The organism is Leeuwenhoekiella sp. MAR_2009_132 (genome assembly GCF_000687915.1).
Lineage (GTDB): Bacteria > Bacteroidota > Bacteroidia > Flavobacteriales > Flavobacteriaceae > Leeuwenhoekiella.
The window spans coordinates 1,141,316-1,166,131 of sequence record NZ_JHZY01000002.1; the positions used below are offsets into that span (position 1 = coordinate 1,141,316).

Sequence of the window (24,816 nt, forward strand, 5' to 3'; positions counted from 1 at the left end):
TATGCAATTTAAACAGGCACTACTATACATACAGCCAGCAATCCTGATTATCGTTTCAGGATATTCCCTGTGGGCACAGCAGCCCAAAAGATCTATTCCTCGGGAGGATTATAAACGCTGGTACACGCTGAGTTCGACTTCTTTCTCGGATAATGGCGAATGGATAGGGTATACCAAGTATTATGATGAGCAGGAAGATACGCTTGTGATACAAGATACTTATTTAAAGCGCAGGTATAGCTTTGCGGCCGCATCTCTTGGAGGATTCATAAGTTCAAAAGCGGTAATGATCAATAGTGGTGATCATTCTCTACACGTTGATTTGGAGACCGGAAAGACCATTATACTACCCAATAAGGCGAAGCTTGTGGACGCGATGCCAACAGGTTGGTATGCCATTTATTATAAAGGTCTCGGAAAATTGATCATTACGAGCACGACTTCAGCCGAAAACTTAACTATTGACGGGCTTATAGCTTACGAATACGCACCCACTGCACGGTCGTTTTTAATTACCCGTCAAGTAGACGGTTCGCAACTACTGGAATTAATTTTACTAGATCGATTACAGGAAGTTGTTCCAATTCAAGACCTCAAAGGTTATAAACTGATGGAAACCACTTGGCAGGACAACGGCGAGCGTCTGGCCTATACCCTAGTACCCAAAACAGAGGATTCAGATCCTGTAGTTTTTGGAAGACTAGCCGTCTACACCTTAAAAACCGGGCAAAAAAAGTGGTTGCCACAGAAATTAGATTCAGCAGAGTTTAAAGGTTATCAACTTAAACAGGAGTGGCAAAATCCTTTACACTTGGCTTCAGACGGCACTAAAGTAGCCTTTAGCTATAGACGAAAACCCCTACTAGAATCTGATGAAATCCCGGAAATCTGGCACAGTACAGATCCCTATTTAGTAGCAGGAATGCGCTACCGCATGGGGGGTGCCAACTTAAACCGGGTGGCATTATGGGATTTAAGCACAAACGAAATTACAGCAGTTACGAATGATCGCTTTACGGAAGTGGTTTTTGATCCCGGTTTAAACTATGCAGTAGTATACGATCCCAGCTCCTACCGCCCCAGTGTGCTACAAGAACCACCGATTGACCTCTATTTAAAGAACCTTAAAACCGGAAGCACACAGTTACTGGAAACGTCCTACACGGGGCATAAACTGGATATTGCATTTAGTCATCAGGGAAGGTATCTGGCTTACCCGAGCAAAGGAAAAGTAAATATCTATGATCTTTCTGTACGGCAAGATGAGATGCCTGGTCTCTGTATTGCTCCAGACCAAAACGATTTAGGAACTAGCGAGCTGGTTGCGTGGTATTTGAATGAAGAGTCGGTGCTTTTACAGGGTAAGTTTGACCTTTGGAAACTAAATCTAAAAACTCAAGAGCTCAAGGCATTAACTCAGGGTAGAACCTCTGGAATTGTTCACAAACTGATTAAACCCAATCGGGAATGGATGCCAGAAAAAGACGATCCACTTTTCTTGGAAATGAGCCGGGACTATGCTCAGGGTTATACGGTAATTAATCCCGGGAAGGAGCCTAAACTGATTACCTTCGGAGCAGATTATGTAAAATGGCCTAAGATATCACCTGATTCCAAAACCCTGATTTATTTGTCTGAAGCTTATAATCGCCCTAAGGCTTTGGAGGTATTTCACTTAGGAGCATCTAAACCACAGCGCATCTTTCAAAGCAATCCGCAGTATAGGGACTACGAACTTCCGAGGCAAGAACTCATCCACTACACGAATGCGCAAGGTGATAGCCTTCAAGGGATTTTACGCTATCCTACCGGTTATAATGAAAATAAACACTACCCCATGGTAGTTTATGTGTATGAAAAGCAGAGTCAAACCTTTAATCACTATACCAACCCGGGATTTAACACCACTATTGGATTTAATCCGGCCAATATGGTCAACCGGGGGTATTTTGTATTACAACCCGATATTGCATATAAGCCCGGAGAAACCGCTTTTTCAGCAACGGATTGTATTCTCGCAGGTACACATAAAGCCTTGCAACAAGTTCAGTCCATCGACCCGCAACGTTTAGGCCTTATAGGGCATTCGTTTGGCGGTTTTGAAACCGGTTTTACCGTGACCCAAACTGATCTGTTTACCACGGCTATTTCCGGAGCAGGCATTTACGACAACCCTTCTTTTTACTTATTTGTACAAGATCATACTAGTCCTGCTTATTATCAATATGAAGAAGGTCAATTGCGTATGCCCAAAAATCTATTTAATGATTATCAAGGGTATCTGGAAAATTCAGCACTCTATCATGCACGAGATATGAATACTCCCCTACTCTTATGGTCTGGCCGGGAAGATCATCATGTTGATTTTAACCAGACAATTGATTTTTATATGGGGTTGAAGCGCCTTCAAAAATCGGTAACCATGTTGCTGTATCCCGGGATGGGTCATTCTGCAAATAAGCCAGAGGACCAAAAGGATCTCAGTCTAAAAGTAGAACACTGGTTTGATCATTATCTTAAAGGTATTCCTGCCGAAGATTGGATGCGTTAAGTAGTAAGTAATATAAATTAGAAAGGTGAACCAAGAGGTTCACCTTTCTTTTTACACAATCAGTTTATAAATCTACTGATTGGGACGATACAGAACTACTGTACATCTTTGCGCCTCATCTAAACCAAAAATTTGGGCATTAGCAGGATCAAGATCTACCGTACACAGATTTCCTGTGTTGATCGTGGTACAGATGTCGTGAGGTTCACATTCCATCTGGTTTCCGTTTACGCGCTCATAACCTTGCTGGTCTGTCGCAAGTTCAGAACGTTCAGCCATTGCCTGTGTGGCAAAGGCACCGGTTAGGGCTACTACAACAGCAAGTGCTCCTAAACGTTTTTTTACTTGAATTTTCATAATACTAAAATATTAATTAATGATCTACTCTATATTTTAGCAGGTTTTCGATCTTACCCCTGCAATCATGATTATCGTTAGTGGGTGACATTCAGTAATGGGTTGAGATCATAAACGACCAGATGCTCTCCAGAAAATCCGTAAAACGCTTTATCGCTTACAAAAAAGCGGGTCAGTCGCTGCTCCTTTTCCGGGTAAACATAAAAGCTGCTGCGGTAACTGCCGTCTTTCAGACTATACACATCAATGGTTTCGGTCTGCTCCCAGGGTTTGGTCGGTTCATACCTTCCCTTAACTTTAGAGAGTATATACAATAGGTTATTATGACTGTAGGTAGTTGCATTAACAAGCAAGGAACCGGTAAGTTTATGCTGCCCGGGTTTAGAGATGGAGTCTATACGCAGTTGCGCTTGTTCCAGTGTATCAAGTGTATGACCCGTATACTGCAGATTTACATCCTGATCCAATACCTGGAAACTGTTGCGGTAATTGTAGGTATATACCCAGTGCTCCGTAACGGAGTCATAATTCAAATGCCCGTCTACATCAAAATAGCCATCAACTTGTTTTTCTAAGATTCCCGTTAGGAACTGATAGGGTAAAGAATCCTTCAGTTGGATTGATAATAAATCCTGTTGGAGGGTTTGAGGATGATAAGCTCTTGCAACTATTGCCGTGGTATCCCGAAGTACATACTCATTAAAAGAAATTTTACCATTAAAGTGTTGGTAGCTTTTCCACGCTCCTACATCCCCTCTTAGTACCTGTGAGATTTGTCCGTCAATCAAATAAAAATAAGGTGGGTTTATCCGCAACTGTACCGCTGTAGAAGGTAAATCGGCTTCGGGAACTTCAATGGTTTTCACCATCAGACTATCGGTTACCCGGTTTAATAACCCAATTCTAAGGGGGGTGCGGTAATTACCCAGATAGAAAAATGCAGAATCCTTGCCGGCTAAGTAATAAGATGCACTTTTTAAATCAATGCTTTTCATTTTTTTAACACCGTGAGAATACCGGCGTATAAATGGGTTTTCGGTGTGCATCAACTGTTCTGAATTCCAAAACAACAGCAGGACGCTACTCGTTGATAGCAGCATAATACCTAAAGACAGGGAGATTGAAGTGATACGAGTTCTACTACTCGTTCTGTCGCCTTTACACACCAGAGCGATCAGGACCAATACAACACAAACCCCATTAAAGATTAAATGTTCCGTCCATCCCAGAGATTCCAAAATTCCCCCGCATGAGCAAGGAACAAAATCAGCATAGTTGAGGATGATCACTATATAAGCTGTAAAAGCGCTCATCAAACCCAAACTTCCGTATAAACCTACTTTACGTAAACTGGAAAATAGCAACATACTACCTAGCACATATTCACTAAGCGGTACTAGCCAAGCCAGCACTCCGGCATAGGCACTTAATAGCGGAGATTGCGCCAGTTGCACCTGAAACTGCTCACAGTCTATAAGCTTACTCGTTGCCGCATAGACAAAGAGCAGGATATAGAAGTAACAAACCAGATCAATAAAAATGTGTGAATAGTTAGTTTTTTGAGTGCTCATCCTAATTAGTATTAGGTCTCAAAGTTCTAAATACTTGTTGGTTATGGGGTTGCCCCATACGGCCTCAAAATAGTCTAAATAGCCCTATTTTAAATTAGTGGAACGAAACAGACGTGGGGAACTCGAATAAAACTCTTTAAATTTTCTTGAAAAATGGGCTAGGCTTTTATAACCACATTGATTGGAAATAACACTTATAGGGAGTTCTGTCGTTTTTAATAACAATGCAGCCCGTTCTAAACGTTTTTTATTATGAAATTGATGAATGGTTAATCCATAGGCATTTTTGAATTCCGACTTGAGTTTCGTTTGATTGGTTTGGTGTAGCAGACCTATTTGTTTTAAAGCGGGTAAAGGTTTATTTAGGTTACGTAAAACGTAAAGTCTTACATTTTTAACCAGAATACGATTTGAAGCACTTTTTGATTTTAAGGATTTATAATTTAATTCACCTTGATGCGTATTTGATTTGAGGCTTTGATTTTTAAAATCCTCATATATACTCAGTACATAGGCTTTCTTTTTATTCTTTTTAAAAAGGATTCCTAGTGTACAATTTGCTCTTAGAATACGATTGTCGGCAGTTTTAAAATCAAGTGAAAAAAGGTCCTGATTTAATGGTTCACTCATACTACTTTGCAGTTCTTTCTGGAGTAAGGGTATTGAATATTCCGTTAAAAGCTGATTGATGGAAGTATTGATGTTTTTACGTAATTTTTTATGTCCCAACCTATCTAAAAAGGCAAATGAATAGTTGCTAATTTTACCTTCTTGATCAAAAACCACAAGTACGGGTCTCGTGTTTGTAGCTAATTGGGATACATTTTCGTAATTGAAATAGGCAACTTCTTCCGCCATTATATTTAATAACTCCCCTAAGGTATCAAGTGCATCCCTACGTCCAGAAATTTTATGGCGGTATTCAAAATTCCCTCCAGCGATTTCAATAATTTGCTCAAATAGCTGATTAAAGCGTTCCTTGTCATTGCGTTCCATAAAATGTAAAAACTAAAGTGAATACCATCACTTGAATTTTTTCAAGAATTCAAGAGCCTCTATTTTATTCATAAAAATTTGTGTTGGGATTTTCACTGTGGTAGTATGCAGATACATTCTTAAGATCAATAAAGAATGTTCATCTTTCACTAAAAAAGCCAAGGCTTTAGTCATCAATGAACCTTCTAATGCCAGATAATCTCTAGCTTCCTTTTGTGCGCTATGGACTTCTCGTAAATCACAGAAAATAGGATAAGCTATTTCATTCTGTAATTCTAAACGCTGATGCACTAAAACTTTAGCGCGTTTAATATCAATTAAACATACAGGCTTATAGACGAAAAATAATATTCCGTCTACAATCCACATTTTCGCAAATTCTCCATCCACTACCATCCCGCTAAAGTTTTGGATTACTCGAATTTATAAAATTCTATTTAATATCAATTTGATCTAAAAGTCATCATACTTCTTCAAAAAGACTTTTTGCTAATTTAATTTGCGAGATTTTGATTCTATTTGACTTATTGGTCTTAAAACTTGTCTCAAAAGACCAACTTATAAAAGCTTAACGCACTGCTTGTGAAATAATATTTAGCTTCAATTAGACAATCTAAAACCTATTAAAATGGCTAAAATAAAACACAACAATTTTTTGGACACCGTAGATAATGTTATTGCGGATGCCAAATCGGCTGGAATTATACATCTGCATGCGGAAGACTCCAGGTTAAGTGGAAGGTATATTACAATCAATGGAATTCAATGCTATCATTTTGGTACCACGGGATATTTAGGTTTAGAGCAGGACAGCCGAATTAAAACAGCTGCGGTACAAGCCATATTAAGGTATGGCACGCAGTTTCCACTTTCTAAGACCTATATCGCTCATCCACTGTATGCCCAATTGGAAGAAAAATTAGAGCTGCTTTTCAATAACCCGGTTATCGTAACCAAAAACAGTACGTTAGGGCACCTGGCCGTGATTCCAACTGTTGTTCGGGATGAGGATGCTGTTCTTTTAGATCATCAGGTTCACTGGAGTGTTCAAAACGCAGCTCAACTTTTAAAAGTCCGAGGAATTCCCGTTCATCTCATTCGGCATAACAATTTGGAAATGTTAGAATCGCTGCTGAAAAAACTCTCTTCCAAAGTTTCTAAAATCTGGTATATGGCAGACGGGGTTTATTCTATGTATGGCGATTATGCTCCGGTTAAAGAACTTTTAGCACTTTCTATAAAATACCCCCAACTCCACCTCTACTTCGATGATGTGCATGGAATGAGCTGGAAGGGAAAAAATGGAATGGGTTATGTGATGAGCCAATTGGAAAGTCTTCCGGAACATGTACTTGTTTTTGGCACCTTGAGTAAAACCTTTGGTGCTTCTGGTTCCGTCTTAGTATGTTCCAACAAAAAATTATACAATCAGATTAAAAATTTTGGAGGCCCTCTAACCTTCTCGGCACAATTAGAACCCAGTGCTGTAGGTGCTGCTATCGCTTCAGCTGCTATTCATTTATCGGATGAAATTTATTCTTTACAAGACGAATTAAAACAACGTATTGATTACTTCAACAGGTTGCTATCCAAGACTAAATTACCGCTGATCGCTACAAATGACTCTCCTGTATTTTATATCGGAACGGGTCTGCCTGCAACCGGATACCAATTGGTAAAGCGCTTGATGGATGGCGGTTTTTTTGTCAATTTAGGGCTGTTTCCTGCTGTACCTGTTAAAAATACCGGAGTGCGCATTACCATTTCCACTCATAATCGTTTTGAAGATATTAAACTTCTTACAGAAGCATTAGTTATTCATTACGATAAGGCCTTAGCCGATACGGGCAATTCAACCACCCGAGTAGGCAAGGCGTTTCGAATGAACTTTCAAGAAACACCGCCACTTCCCATAAAACACGAGGTATTGAGGCTTGAAGAATTTACTCGTATTTCTGAGGTAGATAAATCCCTTTGGAATGATACAGTAGGTAAAAACAATATGATGGACTGGGACGGGCTGCAGTTTCTGGAAAATACGTTTCAGGGCCAAGCAGCTCAAGAACACAATTGGAACTTTAAGTACCTACAAATTATGGACGACTTGAATCAACCGGTTTTAATGGGTTTTGTGACAGAAAGTTTATGGAAAAACGATATGTTATCCCCACCTGCAGTTTCGAAAAAACTGGAAGAACAACGCGAACAAAACCCTTATGCACAAACTTCCCGAGTTTTGGCCTTGGGTTGTTTATTTACAGAAGGAGAACACCTCTATGTTAATTCAAAACATCCACAGGTAAACGAAGCGCTTGCCTGCTTTTTAGAATACCTAGAGGCCTTAAGTCAAAAGCTGGAAGTATCCCTTACGGTATTACGGGATTTTGATACGGGTTCAATCTGGTCTAAAACCTTTCAAAATCAAGGATATATTCCTATTGATATGCCCGACTCGTGTGTCGTATTTGAGTTGGATCAAAAAAACGATGCAGCCTATTCGAACTACCTCTCTAAACGCTCTCAAAAACACTTTAAAAAAGATATTCAGCCCTATGAAGAGCTTATTAAAATGCAAATCATATCAGCTCCAGGTACTAAAACGATTCAACTCTTTTATGGACTTTACAAGCAGGTAAAAGCTAAAAATTTTGGTTTGAATACGTTTACCTATCCTTTGGCTGTTTTTCAAAATATGTCCAAACATCCCAATTGGGAGTTTATCGTTTTAAAAGCGAAATCTGATGATCGGATTCTGGGAGTGATGTTTTGTTATAAAAATTATTCGGGGACCTATGTGACCAGTTTGATTGGAATGGATTACAGCTATCTTGAGGCGTTTCAAACCTATCGCCAACTGCTCTATCAATCGATTCTAAGGGCACGACAACTGAAATTTACACAGATTGATTTTGGGGTAAGTGCCAGCTTTGAAAAAAGAAAACTGGGAGCTACTCTTATCCCCAAACAGGCATTCCTGCAAACCGACGATAACTTTCTTTTGGAACAATTGGAAATGATGAGAACAAGTAACTAAGTGAATGTAGCGTTGAAAAAGTCAACGTGTTTGATTGTCAACTAATCCATTGCTCTTTGAACATACTTCTCCCTCATTATTTATTAACCCGCCTAGTTAATAATACGATGTTTGACACTGAAATACACAACTTTCACACGATGCTAAATACACAGGTATTGTGTATTATAGACCCGTTAAAAAAGGCAGATGCAGGTATAGAGATTGCTAATACCTCCCTGTCCAAATTAAAAGAACTGGTGGAACAGGAAGATTTTGAAAACGTTCCTGAAGAAATTGATTTTTTTAAAAATATCAAGCCTTGTCCGATGAGTTATCTCATCTATTTCTCAGAGATGCGTTCGTGTGAATCGCGAAAACCAAAAGCCGGAGAAAGCTTTCAACTTCGATTTTTTGAAAAAGAACTGCGCAAGATCAATAAATTTTTTTACCGAAATAATGATTTCGTTCAATATATGGAACAGGGGCATTCCTATATGGACCATCAACTTTTTACACGCAATCACCGCAAAAATTTCCCATTTACTCCAACTATCAATTATTACCAGTATCCCGAGTTTTCGAGTTCTCATGATATGCTCTGGGCAAAAATACAAGCGATGTATCGTTTGATCCATTATATCCGGGAAGCTATAGCATCTTTAAAGCCCGGGATGATTGAAAATTTTGCTTCGCAACAACATCCCGTACTCTTATGGTCAGGCTCCAAAACAGCTTTGGTCGAATTAATCTATGCATTATATGCCTCTGGAGATCTCAATCACGGTACCTCAGAAATAAGTAGTATCGCAGCTTCTTTCGAAGACTTCTTCAACATCAAACTCGACAACATTTACAAAACCTATTCAGAAATCAAAGCACGTAAAAACAGACGTTCAAAATATCTTGAAAATCTCATAGTGAATTTAGAAGCGAAGATGAATAAGGATGATGAGTAGGCATATTAAAAAAATCCCACCGGTTCGTAACTACGAAAAATAATTGTTTTATAATATTCCTTAATTTCTGAGGTTAAGAGGATATTTCTAGATACTAACCCCCTGTAAAACCATTCAAATTTCAGGATTTTTAAAAATGTTAATTTTTTTCCCACTACGAAAGCCCTTGTGAATAATTCCAATCAAAACCCATCAATTTCGAAGAACGAAAGTCAAACCTTGATGGGGACTATCAAACAAAATAACTGAATTCAGATAGTCCCCTTCTTTTAAACCGATGTCTTATGCCAGCAACACTTATTACCACAGACGATCTTCGCGAATTCAAAATGGAATTACTGGAAGATCTTAAAGCCCTTCTTTCCAATCAAGCTCCCGGAAAACTCAAAAAGTATTTAAAGAGTGCTGAAGTAATGAAGTTACTTCAAGTAAGTCCTGGAACCTTGCAAAACTTGCGCATCAACGGGACACTACCCTATACCAAAGTAGGCGGAATCATTTACTATGATGCTCAGGAAATTCAACACGTGATGGATACCAATCGTGTTCAATAAAAAGTTCTTATGAATTACATCAAACATCTAAATGCTGTCTTTCAGGCTTTTTATACCGATAATCGGTTGAATACGGCACACATTAGTCTGTATATGGCAGCATTTCAATTTTGGAACGTAAGTCGGTTTTCACCTCAATTTTATGTCAATCGAGAGGAACTGCGGCGGATGGCTAAAATAGGATCCAATCGCACGTATCTGAAATGTATGAGAGATCTTCATACGTGGAAGTATCTCAAATACACCCCTTCCCATAATCCTTTTAAAGGAAGCGAAATTAAGATGTACACTTTTGCACCAACTGCTACACCAAGTAGTGCACCAACAACTACACAAACTGGTAGTACAGTAGAGCACCAAGAAGTGAACCCTTATATAAAACATGATAAAACAGATAAAAACGATTTAAACAAACCTAAACATGCCAAGGCGGTTTTTGATTTTTTTAAATCTAAAAAATATCCTGTAGAAGAAGCAGCAGCTTTTTTATTACACTACGATCAGGCAGATTGGTTAACCTCAGGAGGTGAACCAATCCGAAACTGGGAGGCTATTGCGGTACACTGGATGGCTCAAAGTAAAACTGCTGATGAAAGAAAAAAAAGAAAGCCAGACGTAAACTTTAACGATCCATTACAGGTCAACAATTTCAAAAACTATGGAGAACCCTTGTAAAATAACCGAAGGTGGAATTACGTATGAGCTTGGAAAAATGCAAGGCAAGAAAATTATTTATGATTTTCAAAAAATGCTCTTGTTTTTAGATGCCAAAGGAAAACTGCTCTTTGGAGATCACTTTAAAATTTTTGAGCAAGACCATCCCCTTTTATTCAAACTCTGTAATTATTATATCGCGGATAAAACCAATTGTGAAGCACTGCATATCGACCCTAAAAAGGGGTTGATTCTTTCGGGTCCTGTTGGTTGTGGCAAAACCAGTCTTATGAAATTGCTCCGTTATTTGGTGCCTCATCAACGCCAATACGAAGTAATACCTTGCCGAAATATCACTTTCAGCTTTAATCATTTGGGCTACAAAGTTATCCAAGAGCATGGGGATGGCCATTTTTATTGCTTTGACGATCTGGGAACTGAAGCTATTGGCAGGCATTATGGTAAAGATTGCAATGTGCTTGGAGAAATCATCTGCAATCGCTACGAGCTTTTTCTAAAAACAAGAATCAAAACGCATATCACAACCAATTTAAATGCCAGTGAACTGGAACAACGCTATGGTTTAAGGGTACGCAGTAGAATGCGGGAGTTATTTAATCTGGTAAATTTTGAAGAGGGTACTCCAGACAAAAGAATTTAATCCTCCCATCCGCAAATTCCCCTACCCATTTCTTTAGCTTTCCCTCTTGTCACTTCGCTAATAGCAGTAGAGCAGTTACTTAAACCCCTACAATTCTTTTTCAAATGATACTTCTTACTGCTTTTGCCTTTGCAAATATAAACAGTATCCGTAGTTAAAGAGACCGCGCTTAACGAGCAGACAACTGTAATACCTAAGAGGAAGGATTTCATTTGATTCTAATTGATCGGAAAGATATAGTATTTATTCTAGTATACTTCAATTAGATACAAAACCTAATTCCACCAAAACTGCTGGACAAAAATCCTGTAAATCTCTTAGTACTTGAAAATTTGCAAACTTGACTCCCCTACTTTTTTGATGGGTTAATTGTATGAATTTCTGTTCTATCATAGGTACTTACTCTTGTACACTAAGATTGACAAGAACATAAATCATCTTTCAATGTCTTATATGATAGGCACTAAAAACGAGGGTTATTTGACCTAGACGCTTAAAGATAATACTCGAGTTAGCCTATATATAAAAAAGGCTGCCTGAATTAACAGGGCAGCCTAAAAAAACTAAATAAACAAACTTACTAGTGCTTTAATAAACCGGGATAAACAGTTCCTGAAGAATCTTTTAATTCCAAGTTTAATAATTTTGCCACAAGTGGTGCTATATCTTCAAGTTGCATATGTTTAATTTCAATACCACTTTTAAAACCAGCTCCATAGCCAACAAAACCAGTATATATATTATAAAAGTCTGGAAAATAGCCGTGCTTACCTCCTACTTTACTTTTCAATAATTCACCATCAGTATCATTATCAAAAGAGAAACCTTCGTTAGCAGAGATAGCTAACTTAACACGGGGATCACTCTGCATTTCTCTTAATTGTGACTCTTCAATAATGCGAAACATATTCCGTTGTGCTAAAGGTAAACTGTCTAAAACGGAATGTATCTTCTCTAATATTTTTGGAGAATTCCCATTTTTCAAATGTAAAAAAGCAGATCCTCCAGTAGAAAAGAAAAAGGCTTTATCTGACAAGCCATGTTCTTTTAACCACAAATTAGCAGAAATACTGGTATGAGTAGTTACAAACCCATGATCACCTGTAACTAGGATAGCCGTTTTTTCAGCTATCCCTGCACGTAAAACGGCATCATAAATTTGCCCCACTACTTGATCTGCTCCTGCAATCGCCCGTTCAACCTCAACACCCTCTCGTCCTACACTGTGCTGTGCTCCATCTGTATTAGGCAAATGAATGGTCAATAAATTAGGCTGATACTTTTCAATAAGATAAGTAGCCATTCTACCTAAATTTTGGTCCATACGCAGACTACTCAAATTGTATTCCTCCTTTTCCAAAGTTCCTGTTATTTGTGAAGTAATTTCCTCGAACAAACCCTTAGGATTTGCTGCTTTTGAAGTTGCTCCTCTTCGATCTGAAGCATCTTCAAAAGACCAAATTTCAGGTATATTGTAATCGATATACGGATTATTCATGGTGATAGGCCAAGAGATCGAAGCTGTAGAAAGATTTTTTGACTTTGCAACTTCCCAAATAGTTTTACTAGTTATTTGGTTATAGTCGTAAACCCATCCACTTGGTTGTCCATCATCTCCAATAGTCGTATTATAATAAATCCCATGTTTTTCAGGAAAAACCCCAGTTACGAGGGTTGTATGCGAAGGATAAGTTACTGAAGGAAAAATGGTTCGTACCTCATCGGCAAACACGCCCTCTTTAGCAAGCATTTTTATGTTAGGTGTAGGCCATTTAGCATCGGTATAAAAGTCAGGTCTAAAACCATCTATGCTAATAAGAATTACGTGTTCTACTTCCTGCGCATTAACCGTTCTCATGCTCGTAATTGCTAGTAGCAACAAAACATATTTTATCGTATTAATCATAATTATTTTGTGTTTAAAAGAAGGGAATAACAAAAGGAGAGGTTTTATTTGCAACTAGGACTATATTTAGATCTACGTCAATAATTACATTTCCTGATTCATCGATTACAAAATTGTCAAGCTTACCACTACCACTAATAAAATCTGGTAGTTGTGATTTTGTAAAATTGGCTGTTACATTAGGGTTATTTTCTTGCTCTATTTGAGAAATAGGATATTTAATTCCTAAGTCGGTTACTCTTCGACCTTCACTCATAAAAATTTCCTGCCTTAATCGGTAAACCAAATACAATAGTTCATCAACCGTCTCTTTATTAGAAATGTCAACAGCTTTAACAAGAGTACCTGAAATAGTATGTGCCTTTATAGGTCCTTCTTGTCTATTCAATACATAACCGTCTTTAAACTCATCATTAGCATCAAATTTGATTTTAACTATAGTTAATGGGTAATCAGTGCGGTTTCCACCATTTCTAGTTTCATTACTATCATCGATTTCCACTACCGGTCGTGTTGCCACCAAGTCAAGCAAATCAGTTAAAGCTTGTTTGGCTTGTGTTACCTTATTTTGAGACAGGTAAGCTTCTGCCAGAATAAGATAAGCTTCTTCCGCTTTAACTAGAGTAACAGGCTTCTGATTGGTTTCTGGTGTACCTACGGAATAATATTTAGGGTCTAGAAAATCTAACCTTGGCAAGGGCGCCAGACGATTAGGTAACGCGTCGAATGTTGCTGTCTGCATAGTGTTAGATATGCCATTCTGACCATCAAATTCAACCTGATAAACCAACTGTGGTGTTTTCAAAGCATCTGTCGCTAGATTTATTGCATTAGTTACATCTCCCAAATCATAATAAACCCGTGCTTGTAACAGTTTGTAAGCTGCTTGTTTAGCACTTGAAGTTTCTAAAGCATATGCACTCTCAAGATTTGTTAAGGCTAATTGAAACATTTCTTCAGAAGTAATTACCGTTCCAAGATTAGAAGCCGGTAATCCCGTAAAAAGCTCCCCTCCTAAAACATTGGCATATCCCAAACAGAAATACAGATAAGCCTCATCCTCAGCTGTTGCTGATTCATCTGAGGGTAGGATCGTTTCAATACCATAAGTAGCCATTTCCCGTAAGGCTTGTACATCGGCCTGTAAGGTATTTACATCAACATCTATATAGGAGATTTGAAGCGCATCAAAGACTTTACTGTACTGTGTGTAATTATTAAAATAGTTATCTGAAGTAATGGCAACGTTTATATTTACCGTATTTGTTGTAATAGCGAGTTGCCGTTTTAGGCCTGTTACCCAGCTACTAGTCGCATTTGGATTTCCTAAATATACCTCCTCTGTTACGTTTGGATTCTCGACACAGGACGTAAATAAGAAAGCACATAAAATGGTGTTAATTATGTATTTTTTCATTTTGGTGAGTTTTAAAAATTAATTTTTACTGATCCTAAGAATTGTCTCGGTGCAGAATATGTAGCATACGAAATACCTCCGGTACTTGCTCCTCCCTGTCCTTGAGCTGCACCACTTATAGTTGCTTCCGGATCAAAAGTAGAAGAGGTTATATTTATTGGATTTAGAGCTGAAATACTAAACACGATACTTTTATAAAAGCTAGGGCCACTAGGAATCAGGGTATAGCTAGCTCCAATAGTCCTAATTTTTAAGAAGTCTGTTTTCTCAACAAATTTGTTTGTAAAGTTGAGCCAATTAGATCTGCCGTTTGCATCAATCTCTCCCTGGGGTATAAAATCTTCAGAAGCCCCATAATAAAATCGAAACTGTGCATCCCAGTTATGTGCATAACCTCCAGCTTGATAAGATCCGTTTGTGAATAGATTAAAATGCTTGTACGAGAAATTTAGACCTACATTTCCAAAAACGTCAGGAATAGTTGATCCTAAAAAAGACTGAGGTGTTGTTTTTTCCAAGGTACCATTTGTATTAAAGGTTCCTAAATTACCTCTTAAAAAACCGATAGGATACCCTTCCTGTACCACGGTCTGAAGTGTTCTAGAACTAAACCCGTTAATATTAAAAGCAGGAGCCCCTCCAGAATCAATAACCTCGTTGTGTAAGGTATTAAAGGAAGCGTTTATACTTAGGGAAATATCATTAGTTTGAATAGGCACAAAAGTGGTACTTAGTTCAAGACCATAATTTTCGATCTCTCCAATATTATAAAGTTGGCTTACCGAATATCCACTAGAAGGAGCTGAAGGAACGTAGAAGAGCGCATCGCTGGTTAAAGATCTATAATATCCGGCAGAAAATTTAATCCGATTATTTAACAAGGCTAAGTCCACCCCACCCTCAAAGGTTGTTGTTTTTTCAGGTTTCAAATTAGCGTTACCAGGTTGTCCAAAGTAAGCTGCTTGATCACCAAGATATCCGTCAAATTGAACCGTCTTTTCATTAGCAAATGCTGGAGGCAAATTTCCAGCTCTACCAAAACTACCTCTTAATCGAAGGGAGTTTACGAATTCAGAACTATACCAAGGTTCTGAGGAAAGCATATACGATACTCCGGCTTTTGGGTAATATTGAGTCCCTATATTATCACCAAAAGAGGGGTTTCTATCTCCTCGAATTCCTAGATCTAAAAACAATTTATCTTTATAGCCTAGATTCTCCTGAACATAAACACCATAATTAAGTACTTGAGCTAAATACTCATCACTATCTTTTACCGCAGCATCACTTATCGTTTGGGCACCATCTCTTATGTTTGAACCACTGTATAAAATTTGATGGTCATTTGTTCTGAAAAATTGCCCCCCTACAGTAGTTATAAAAGAGAAATCATCCACCTCATAGGTATGTTGAGCTGTTAATTCTAAAGTAATTCCAAGATAATTTCTTTGCACATTTTGTATACTTCCTTCATCAATAACTGCTGTTCCTCTCGTTGCAGATAAATATTCGTTGGTTACTACCACACTTTGATCTTGGGCTCTATAATCTATACCTCCTGTAAAACGTATAGATAAGCTTTCGATAGGCTTGTATTTAAAAATTTGGGAAGTCGTAAACCTATTGACAACGATTTGATTGTCCTGTAAAGATTCTGCATTGGTTACAAACTTTTTAATTACTTCAAATTCCTCTGGAGAAAGTTCATCCAACCTGTTATTAAATCCTGGGCCTGTAATTTTAGAAGCTCCATCTTCAGCAAACCAGAGTCCTGTGTAACCTCCCTGATTCCCATTTCTATTCCGTTTATATTCGTTATGCACATAAATAAAAGAACTCTCATAATCAATTTTATCTGTAAGGGATGCTTTGAAACCAGTGCTAAAGTCTGCCTTTAGGTTATTATTCTGATCTTGAATTTGAACACCCGTACTGTTTCTATAACTACCGGAAAACGTATATCTGAAACCAGATTCACTCTTTCCATTTAAGTTTACACGGTATTTTTGATAGAGTCCATTTCTAAATAACAAGTCTTTTGTTTTTTTGAAATGAAAAAAATCTGCCGTCGGAGTCTCAATGCCGCTTTGTGCCTCTACGGTTACACTCGTACCTCTACTACCTCCTTTTTTAGTAAATATTTGAATCACTCCGTTGGCTGCATCTGAACCATATAATGTTGTTGCCGCTCCCCCATTTATATACTCTATTTTATCAATATTATCCATCGGAATATCTGCTATAGCGCTTATAGCAGCACCTTGGGAAGTTCCTCCTAACTGCATCTGAGTATTTAAATTATCCATCCTAACACCATCTAGATAAATGATAGGTGTGGAACTTAAAAAAGCTGAATTAACCCCCCTGGCTCTAATGATAGATGTAGCTCCTGCCTGACCTCCTGTTAAGTTAATTTGGGCATTCGGCAATTTTGCTGCTAATTGTTGATCGATACGTTGTGAAGGGATTTTTTCTAATTCTTCGCTGTCTATTGTAGTGACTTGAGTAGGTAATCGTTTCTTTCTAATATCTGCGCCCTGCCCGGTAATTACGACCTCGTTTAAACTTTCTGTATTTAGAACAAGTGTAATCTCCAGTTCTTTAGCCAAATCAACAACATCTACAAGTTTAGTTTCATAACCCAAATAAGAAATTTTAAGCGTTATTGGGAGGTCTGTAGCAGAAACTTTAAGGCTGAATTTACCATCAAAATCTGAGACAGTACCCTTAGCATGTTGAGTATCTAAAATGGTAGCTCCGGGAACAGGATTACCACTATCGTCTATCACAAATCCAGAGAGACTAACTTCTTGTTGACTGGAACTCCTTAATTCAGAGGCTATTTCTTTTACAAGGATCCCATTTTTAGTTACTTTAAAATCTAAGTTAACTTGATTTTTGAGACGTACCAGAACCTCTTCCAAACTGGCATTAGTTACATTAATCGTGATTATTTTTTTAAAAATATCGCTATCAGATCTATAAATGAATTTTTTATCTACTTGCTGTTCTATCAGCTCAAAGACCTGTTTTACTTTTGTGTTTTTTAATTGTAAGTTGATTTTTTGATAACTACTGGAGCTTTCTACAAAGGCTTTATAGCTACCTTTATTAGGCGAAGCGCTTAGCCCAAAAAGACAGCATAGACTAAATGCTAGGATTACTATTTTTTTCATAAAGAGTTATTTTAAAACGTGTTTAGTTTGACCAACTCATTTGGAGAGGTCTCTTCTTTACTATTTTTTAGTTTTATAAATTTAGGGTTATGACTTTTTTACTGATAAGTCGGAGTGCAGTAGCAATATGATTTTCAACAGTTCGGGGAGAGATTCCCTTTAGTTCTGATATTTCTTTATATTTCAAACCGTCTACGCGACTCATTTCAAAAATCTCTCTGGATTTTTTAGGGATCTCCTTCAGGATTTGGGATAAGGCTCGTTGATATACTATCTTTTGCTCCTGATCGATTACCTCTTCTTCAAAGCTTGGGTGCACTTTAAAGACTAATTGATTTTCGTTTTTATCTTCTAAATAGTGTTTGTGTTTTACATACGTACTCTTTTTAATTAGTTGGTTTCGGGCTATTACATACATGTAGGATTTAGGATTATTAATAGTTCTAAGCGTTTCTCGTTTATTCCACAAGAGCATGAATACATCAGAAATTTGCTCTTCAATGATCATTTGATCCTTTTCAAAGAGGTTCCCGAAAACACACAAACGATCATAGTATTTATTGAATAAAAGTTCTAAGGCTTTATACTCATTTTGACTTATTCGTTCAAACAAATGCCGATCTTCGGATAGGGATTTATCATCTGCCTTATTTTTCAAATCAATCATTCTGTATAGACTTAATTAAATAGCTTTCACTAGCCTTATGGAAGGTCACCTGAACATTGGTAATGAATTCTAAAGAGGTAATAAACTCTTCTAACTTTTGGTCTTTGAACGCTCCGGTAATACGCTGGTGCTCAATCTGAGGATCCTCTATTACAAAATGAACACCATAAAAGCTGTTGATTTTTGATAAAGCCTCCTTAAAGGTTAGATTCTCTAATATGAGCAAGTTATCAATCCAAGAAAATTCATTTTCCACATTGAAATTGCGCTTTATTACCTTATTATTTGAAGTGTCTAGAAGTAATTGTTCCTTAGGATAAAGCGTAATTTTATCGTTATTTTCGTTGAGTAACACTTCTACCTTTCCTTCCTTAAGAGATATTTTCTTTTGATCGGTGCGGGTATTGACACAAAAAGATGTTCCTAGAACTTTTACATCAAACCCATTATTATGAACTATAAAAGGATGATCTGCATCTTTAGCAACTTTGAAATACGCCTCTCCTTTTAAAGTCACTTCTCTAACCTCCCCAAAAGTTATTGGATATTCAATGCTGCTTTCAGCATTCAGAATGACTTCACTACTATCAGGGAGCATCACCCGTACGCGTTCATTCTTTGCTGCAATGATTTGGTTGGTATATAAAAAACTGTTTTCATAATAGAAAAAGCACCCTATTAAAACCAATAATATAGCAGCAGTGCTAAGAATAACTTTTCCAATTCTTAAAGTTTTAATTCGATCTGATAGTGAATTTTGAGGCGGTTTAGTTACATTATAACAAGTATTTTCAATAGGATATAAACTCCAAATTTTCTTATAATTTTCGAATAGAAGAAGTAGCTCTTCGTCTAAAGAGAGTTCTATCTCAAATACAAGCCTATCCTCAGGCCCCATCTCCCCGGTAAGGTATCGTGTACATTTAAGTTCCTTTTGGGTATTCTCATTCATATAAAGACTGCCTTTATTATAAAGAGTAGTAAAAAGAAAAAATCCCCTATTCAGAGATGTCACCAAATTGTAAAATAAAAATCAACCTGCTTAACATACATTTAATACGCACTAAGGAACTTGAATAAAGAGAGGTTACTAAGTCTACAAATCATAGGTTTCAAAAAGATACTTAACCTCAATTTTAGTGGATACTAGATATACTACAGGTGTCTATAAAACCCAATTCCACCAAAACTGCCGGACAAACCTCTTTTAGATCTCGCAATACCTGAAAGTTTGCAAATTTGACACCTCTACTTTTTTGATTGGTTAAAGAAACTATCCGCTGTTCCAATAGGTGACCCAGCCAAATGGATTGTTTTAAATATGGGTTTTCTTGGTTATACGCATATACCTCTACTCCGCTTGCTTTTTTATCAGGTGCATCATTAAAATGCAAAGAGATAAATAAATCTGCTTGAAGTCTTTTGGTTAATCGGGTACGAGCTCCCAGGGACATCAAGGTATCTGTATATCGGGTTAAGAAGTATTCTGCCGGTCTACCGTCATAACTTGATTTTGAGTGTGCCAGAAGCTTACCCAACTCCAATACTAAATCTTTTTCTAAAATGCCGTTTGTACCCACCGCACCGCTATCGCTTCCTCCGTGCCCAGGATCAATTACAATTCGTAGAGGTCTCTGGTTTTCCTGAGCAAAAAACAAGCAAAATTTAAATAGCAGAAAGAGAAATAGGACGGTTTGGAGCTTCATTTTGGATTCTTGTTTTAGAGTTATCAACAGCATCTCATTGAAATTCAATAGGATTTGGAGCTTTTTAATTTCAAATAAATACAATACTATTTAAATAATATTTTATTCACAATATACTGATTATCAATTATATATAACCAAATATATGTATTTTTCAGAGAGTTCAATCAGTCATTAATTAAAAACAAACTCTTATGAAAAAATCAAGCTACTTCGCAGGGATGCTTCTATTAGTTTCCACCTCACTCTTTGCACAAATTGGAGGTATTGAAGACTCTGTAAATGATGTTTCTGAAACAATCAGAAATGTATTTCCCATAATACTAGGGATAATCTTTCTGGTAGGTTTCCTGTTTAATGCGGGACATTTTTTTGGAGAAAATGCCGATCTCAAAAAAGGGATTACCCGGGTACTGGTCTTTGTACTTATAGCAGGAGGTGTCGTAGGCATCTTTACCTACCTCATAGGCATTGTAGTATAAGTCGGTAAGCGACCTTGATCAATTAATAATCAAGTTTATGAAGAAGTATGGAATCTATAAAAATATTAGGAAAAGGGCGGTCATTTTTGGACTGCCTATTTCCTTGTTTGCATTATTGATGTGTGTGGTGATCTGTTCGCTGTTGGTACTTATTTTTTCCTTCAGCTTTGCACTAGTTATCGGAGTGTTTTTCGCTAATGCAGTACTCTATTTCGCTTTAACCCGCATCGCTTCTAAAGCATTACTTCTTCCGTTTAAAAGTTCTTTTCCTTCTCTTATCAGTAACAAAAGAAATTCCAATCTCAATTATGGAAACGATTAACCTTTCACTAAAAAACCCCATAATGGCCATTGATGGGCACCTCCTTTTTAGTAGCAACGGCAATGTCATACTTTGCTATGAAACTGCGTTGCCTGAAATCTATTCCCTTTCAGAAAACGACTTTGAAGACTTGCATTCAGCTTGGTTTCAAGCATTAAAATCCTTACCTACCGGATGTGTAGTTCATAAGCAAGATGTCTATCAAAAAAAAATCTACGACTCCGATCAGCTCTCCCGTTCCACGTTTCTAGAAAAAGCAACCCACAAACATTTTAAAGGCAGGGAGTATCTGCAGCATACGAGCTATTTGTTTTTCATTCTTACCAAAAACCGAACCCATGGAAAATACGTCAACCCTTTTAAAAAAATCAGCAAAACCCTTCCTACAACTCTGGATGATGCTGTACGCTCTTTTAGCGCAGCTGTTGAAGATGCTGTTTCGTATATAAATAACACTCGTAAAATAGCGCTCAACCCCCTAACCCCAAATCAAATTGCCCAGCTTACGAATTCCTATTTTAATGGTTTTAATAATATTATGGATACCGATATCCTCCTTGACAAAAATCAAGTAAAAATTGGAAAATACTATTTTGATGCCCTAGCCGTCAACAGTGAACTCTGCTTTGGTCAACATGTGCAGAGTAGTAAAATTAATGAGCGCTTTACAAGCGACGATTTTAAGTTTCATCAAGGGTTCATCGATGGCTTGGGATTAACACTCCATGAAAATCACATCGTCAATCAGATTCTCTATCTGGATGATAAACACAAATGGCGCAAAATACTAGACAAGAAAGTGGAAGAACTCCACAAGAGCTCCAATTTTGGATCTCAAAATAAGGTGGTACTGGGTAAAGTTCAGCAGATCCTCGAGCAGATCAATACCGATGAAAATTCCCGGGTTATTCGTGGACATCTCAATGTGATTTATTGGGATCAAGAGCAGCGTAAGCTTGATCAGATCGCCTCTAAAATCAAAACTGAATTCAAAGAGTTGGATATCACACCCTACTACCCTGGAGGAGAAGAACGCAAACATTACCTTCTCAATAGTTATTGTGGCTATTCTTCACATTTCTCAGATGCAGATCTCTATGTAACTGATTTAAAACACGCGCTTTGTTTACTAATTAACAATACGAATTACCAATCGGACACGACCGGAATCATCTTCAATGATCGCGAGCATAATATTCCGGTTTTAAAAGATGTTTGGGATGAAAAAAAGAAACGAATCAAGGCGCGTAATTTTGCAATTTTCGCACCTACCGGTGAAGGAAAATCCTTTTTAGCTAATAATATTTTACGGCAATATTTTGAATCTGGTGTTCGTCTGGTCATTATCGATTTGGGGGGATCCTATACCAAGTTTGCTAAACTCTATCCCGATACACATACGGTATTGCGCTATGAAAGCGGTAAAAATTTAGGTATTAATCCCTTTTACATTAGCAATTCAAAAGATCTCACTACGGAACGTCTGGAAGATCTTTCCGTATTCCTTTTTGAATTGATGGCTTCTGGTTTAAAAGTGACCAAAGCACAATCGGTATCGTTGAAAAAGATACTGGTTTACTACTACAACTGCATCTCCATAAACCATTCGCTCGATAGCTTTTATTCCTTTATAGAGCAGCATCAAAAGGAGCTTTTAGAGCACCTAAAGATCCATCCGGACTACTTCAACATTACGGGTTTTTTACATGTGATGTCGGAGTATGTTGGAGAGGGGCTCTACAGTTATTTATTTGAGCTATCGGAAGACCAGACGTACAAGATAGAAGACAAACGGCTCCTTATTTTTGAGCTCGATGAGGTGAAAGATAATAAAGAACTCCTGTCGGTGATGCTTAAGCTGATCAAAACAGCCATTCAACGAACCATCTGGAGAAACAAAGCTGAAAAAGGAATTATTCTCTTCGATGAGTTTGCCAAACAACTGAAGTTTGAGAATGTATTGGAAAGTGTTGAATTCTACTATCAAGCTATTCGCAAGCAAAATGGCGCTATCGGCATCATCCTGCAGTCGATCAATCAACTTCCTGATACTGCCACATCTTCTAGCATACTTGAAAACACGCAGGTTATCTATAGTTTGAATAATGAAAAGGGTTATAGCGAACTAGTCAAAAGACTCCACCTTTCCAGCCATGATTTAAACCAGCTAAAATCCATAAAGAATAACTTAAGTGGCGCGCGCAAGTACACCGAAATCTTCATCAAAATAGGAAAAGAGAGTAACATTTTCAGGTTGGAAGTTCCTCCAGAAGTCTATGCCGCTTACCTGACGGACGGATCCGAAAATGAAGCCATAATGAGCCTTTATCAAAAGACCCAGAATATGGAAGAAACCATTAAACAATTCATCAATCTAAATCGAACCTTATGAAAACAACAATCCGAACCTTATTCTTTGCTTTACCGATTACCATGAGCCTTTTAATGCCTGCAGGCGCTGTCTGCCAGGGGATGCCAGTTTATGACAACACCAATTTTGTAAGCCTGGTAAAATCCCTTGTAGAATCTGCAAAGCAAACCACCCAACTTCTCAAGACCGTGGAGTTTCTGAAACAGCAGAAAGAAAATTTAGAAAAAGTAACTAACGTCGTCAAACAACTAAAGGCGGTTAAAGAAATAGGACGTAACAACTCCAGACTTATTCAGGTAATGCAGACCGATCTAAAAGCCATTTTAGACTCACCGTATATTAAACCTGAAGAAGTAACCCGGGTTACAAACTCCTTCAACAGTATCGTTGAAAATTCACTAGCCACGATGGACTTTATCGATGAGATCCTTTCCAGCAATTATTTAAAAATGTCTGATGCAGACCGGGCGCGTATTCTCAAAGAAAAAGAAGCGCAATCCAATGAAATGGTAGCGGAGATCAATCTAAAGACCAAACGGTATCGGGATATCATTTCCTTTCGAAAAATGCAGGATAAGATCAATAATCGAGAAACAGGGTATTAGTAATGACTAGTCAGATACTATTAGGAATCGGTTTGGAGTATGTGGATACTATTTTTGAAACCATCAAATACAGTGAATTTTCACGGTATACCTTAACGGGAATGAAAACCCTTGCGGTACTGTTCTTTCTGGTAAACGTTCTTAAAAAATACAATGAAGGAATTGCAGATCGCGATGGATATACCTGGGGATTAAGTCCCGGAGCGTTGGCCATGAATTTTGCGGTGGTACTTCTGGTGATTTTTTCAACTCAGGTTCTAGGATTCTTTGACAACCTATTGGTCGCCGTAGAATCTCAATACCGAGATACTGCTCCTGCCCTGCTCCCTTTACAAATGCAGGATATTCCTATTGAAGAAGAAGTAGGTATGTTTGAAGCTGCCAAAGCCGCTATGGCTTTGTTATATGAAGCCCTGGTCACACCGCTGTTTGGGTTTAAAATCTTTGCCTTTATCGGAAGTATACTACTCTGGATTCTCGACCTATTCATTTACCCGTTGTTTCTGGCAGAGCGTTTCTTTTTGCTTGGGATCATGCAGGCCTTTTTCCCCTTGATTATCAGCCTTTCGGTATTTGAGAAGTTTCGCAGCTTGGCGTATACCTTTTTTAAACTGTACGCTGCGGTCTATATGCTGGTACCGGCATTTTTTCTGGTCAATGTATTTGTCAATGCTATCTATACCGAGATAAATGACCATATCTGGGTCAACCTGTTTGGAACTGATTATGGTCAGGGATTTTTCGCTCCGGTGGTTCAATTGGGCTCTGTAGGGTTTATAGTATTTCTCAAATTCAAACTCTACCGCCGGGCCACTTCCTTTACGATCCGACTATTCACCGCCTAATTT

21 protein-coding genes are annotated in these 24,816 nt (G+C 37.8%); 10 read left to right on the forward strand and 11 right to left on the reverse strand.

What is annotated here, in order from left to right; genetic code table 11:
• The first annotated feature begins 1 nt into the window (after position 1).
• Positions 2-2,551, forward strand: a complete 2,550-nt coding sequence (locus tag P164_RS04950) for a prolyl oligopeptidase family serine peptidase (protein ID WP_028375359.1) — start codon at positions 2-4, stop codon at positions 2,549-2,551.
• 72 nt (positions 2,552-2,623) lie between these two features.
• Here P164_RS04950 and P164_RS04955 read toward each other — a convergent pair whose 3' ends face one another.
• The 4 genes from P164_RS04955 to P164_RS04970 all read right to left on the reverse strand — a co-directional run bounded on the left by P164_RS04955 (position 2,624) and on the right by P164_RS04970 (position 5,871).
• A complete protein-coding gene (locus tag P164_RS04955) occupies positions 2,624-2,908 on the reverse strand; it encodes a DUF6520 family protein (RefSeq protein WP_028375360.1) in 285 nt (94 codons plus the stop codon).
• 77 nt (positions 2,909-2,985) lie between these two features.
• Positions 2,986-4,479 (reverse strand): MauE/DoxX family redox-associated membrane protein, encoded by a 1,494-nt coding sequence (locus tag P164_RS04960; RefSeq protein ID WP_051621202.1) that lies wholly within the window; start codon positions 4,477-4,479, stop codon positions 2,986-2,988.
• A gap of 84 nt (positions 4,480-4,563) precedes the next feature.
• Positions 4,564-5,475 carry a helix-turn-helix transcriptional regulator gene (locus tag P164_RS04965; RefSeq protein ID WP_028375362.1) on the reverse strand — a complete coding sequence of 304 codons (912 nt, stop codon included), beginning with the start codon at positions 5,473-5,475 and terminating at the stop codon, positions 4,564-4,566.
• Positions 5,476-5,502: 27 nt separating this feature from the next.
• The gene (locus P164_RS04970) at positions 5,503-5,871 is read right to left on the reverse strand and encodes a hypothetical protein (RefSeq protein ID WP_035899352.1); all 369 of its coding nucleotides are present in this window, start codon (positions 5,869-5,871) and stop codon (positions 5,503-5,505) included.
• Positions 5,872-6,103: 232 nt separating this feature from the next.
• Between P164_RS04970 and P164_RS04975 the strand changes: the two genes are divergently transcribed.
• From P164_RS04975 to P164_RS04995, 5 genes are all read left to right on the forward strand, one after another.
• Positions 6,104-8,509 carry an aminotransferase class I/II-fold pyridoxal phosphate-dependent enzyme gene (locus P164_RS04975; protein ID WP_028375364.1) on the forward strand — a complete coding sequence of 802 codons (2,406 nt, stop codon included), beginning with the start codon at positions 6,104-6,106 and terminating at the stop codon, positions 8,507-8,509.
• A gap of 56 nt (positions 8,510-8,565) precedes the next feature.
• Positions 8,566-9,447, forward strand: a complete 882-nt coding sequence (locus P164_RS04980; RefSeq protein WP_081817315.1) for an RteC domain-containing protein — start codon at positions 8,566-8,568, stop codon at positions 9,445-9,447.
• Between the two features lie 284 nt (positions 9,448-9,731).
• The gene (locus tag P164_RS04985; protein WP_028375366.1) at positions 9,732-10,001 is read left to right on the forward strand and encodes a helix-turn-helix domain-containing protein; all 270 of its coding nucleotides are present in this window, start codon (positions 9,732-9,734) and stop codon (positions 9,999-10,001) included.
• Positions 10,002-10,010: 9 nt separating this feature from the next.
• A complete protein-coding gene (locus P164_RS04990; protein WP_028375367.1) occupies positions 10,011-10,676 on the forward strand; it encodes a hypothetical protein in 666 nt (221 codons plus the stop codon).
• On the forward strand, positions 10,660-11,316 hold the full coding sequence (locus P164_RS04995) for an ATP-binding protein (protein WP_028375368.1): 657 nt from the start codon (positions 10,660-10,662) through the stop codon (positions 11,314-11,316). The genes P164_RS04990 and P164_RS04995 overlap by 17 nt, the downstream gene beginning before the upstream one ends.
• Before the next feature lie 258 nt (positions 11,317-11,574).
• Here P164_RS04995 and P164_RS05005 read toward each other — a convergent pair whose 3' ends face one another.
• The 7 genes from P164_RS05005 to P164_RS05035 all read right to left on the reverse strand — a co-directional run bounded on the left by P164_RS05005 (position 11,575) and on the right by P164_RS05035 (position 20,188).
• Positions 11,575-11,709, reverse strand: a complete 135-nt coding sequence (locus tag P164_RS05005) for an N-acetylmuramoyl-L-alanine amidase (protein ID WP_081817317.1) — start codon at positions 11,707-11,709, stop codon at positions 11,575-11,577.
• Between the two features lie 187 nt (positions 11,710-11,896).
• On the reverse strand, positions 11,897-13,222 hold the full coding sequence (locus tag P164_RS05010; protein WP_028375369.1) for an alkaline phosphatase family protein: 1,326 nt from the start codon (positions 13,220-13,222) through the stop codon (positions 11,897-11,899).
• 13 nt (positions 13,223-13,235) lie between these two features.
• Positions 13,236-14,639: a hypothetical protein gene (locus tag P164_RS05015; protein ID WP_051621206.1), complete on the reverse strand. Its 1,404-nt coding sequence runs from the start codon at positions 14,637-14,639 to the stop codon at positions 13,236-13,238.
• An 11-nt stretch (positions 14,640-14,650) separates the two neighbouring features.
• Positions 14,651-17,815 carry a TonB-dependent receptor domain-containing protein gene (locus P164_RS05020; RefSeq protein ID WP_028375371.1) on the reverse strand — a complete coding sequence of 1,055 codons (3,165 nt, stop codon included), beginning with the start codon at positions 17,813-17,815 and terminating at the stop codon, positions 14,651-14,653.
• A 73-nt stretch (positions 17,816-17,888) separates the two neighbouring features.
• Positions 17,889-18,482 (reverse strand): RNA polymerase sigma factor, encoded by a 594-nt coding sequence (locus P164_RS05025; RefSeq protein ID WP_051621208.1) that lies wholly within the window; start codon positions 18,480-18,482, stop codon positions 17,889-17,891.
• Entirely contained in the window at positions 18,475-19,434 is a 960-nt protein-coding gene (locus tag P164_RS05030; RefSeq protein WP_125411751.1) for a FecR family protein, read from the reverse strand. The genes P164_RS05025 and P164_RS05030 overlap by 8 nt, the downstream gene beginning before the upstream one ends.
• A 184-nt stretch (positions 19,435-19,618) precedes the next feature.
• Positions 19,619-20,188: an N-acetylmuramoyl-L-alanine amidase gene (locus tag P164_RS05035; RefSeq protein ID WP_081817319.1), complete on the reverse strand. Its 570-nt coding sequence runs from the start codon at positions 20,186-20,188 to the stop codon at positions 19,619-19,621.
• A gap of 194 nt (positions 20,189-20,382) precedes the next feature.
• On the opposite strand from P164_RS05035, the gene P164_RS05040 reads away from it, so the two are divergent.
• The 4 genes from P164_RS05040 (at position 20,383) to P164_RS05060 (ending at position 24,813) form a co-directional block, all read left to right on the forward strand.
• Positions 20,383-20,670, forward strand: coding sequence for a hypothetical protein (locus P164_RS05040; RefSeq protein WP_028375373.1), 288 nt, complete (start codon positions 20,383-20,385; stop codon positions 20,668-20,670).
• Positions 20,671-20,978: 308 nt separating this feature from the next.
• Positions 20,979-23,384 carry a TraG family conjugative transposon ATPase gene (locus P164_RS05050; protein WP_028375375.1) on the forward strand — a complete coding sequence of 802 codons (2,406 nt, stop codon included), beginning with the start codon at positions 20,979-20,981 and terminating at the stop codon, positions 23,382-23,384.
• Positions 23,385-23,425: 41 nt separating this feature from the next.
• On the forward strand, positions 23,426-23,968 hold the full coding sequence (locus tag P164_RS05055; protein WP_035899537.1) for a conjugal transfer protein: 543 nt from the start codon (positions 23,426-23,428) through the stop codon (positions 23,966-23,968).
• A gap of 2 nt (positions 23,969-23,970) precedes the next feature.
• The gene (locus tag P164_RS05060; protein ID WP_028375377.1) at positions 23,971-24,813 is read left to right on the forward strand and encodes a hypothetical protein; all 843 of its coding nucleotides are present in this window, start codon (positions 23,971-23,973) and stop codon (positions 24,811-24,813) included.
• Positions 24,814-24,816 lie beyond the last annotated feature (3 nt).